The organism is Pseudomonas sp. HY13-MNA-CIBAN-0226 (assembly GCF_040310305.1).
In the GTDB taxonomy this organism is placed as follows: domain Bacteria; phylum Pseudomonadota; class Gammaproteobacteria; order Pseudomonadales; family Pseudomonadaceae; genus Aquipseudomonas; species Aquipseudomonas gregormendelii.
Map to the genome: position 1 here is coordinate 1 of NZ_JBEOPS010000275.1, position 270 is coordinate 270.

The 270-nt window shown below is 37.0% G+C and carries 1 protein-coding gene; it reads left to right on the forward strand.

The annotated features are described in order from the left end of the window. Window positions 1-71: 71 nt before the first annotated feature. Window positions 72-270 (forward strand): hypothetical protein (locus AAEZ05_RS28725; protein ID WP_350649991.1); only part of this gene is annotated, 199 nt, incomplete at its 3' end.

Sequence of the window (270 nt, forward strand, 5' to 3'; positions counted from 1 at the left end):
TTATTAATATGAGTATAGTCAAGTTATCGAATGCTCGATGTGGAAGAAAGTTATTATAATAAGGATCGGTTATGAATAAGTCTAATGATACAGTTAACCATGATAACCATCAGCTCAAAGATGCAGATGATAATAATGGTATCGTCCCTGATGATGCATTACAAAAGGCAAATCCAGCCGCTGCAGAGCAAGCGACTGATGATCATGATCCGCATAATGTCGCAAAAAATACCAAGCAGTATGACAGTCCACTTATGGAAGATAAGAAAC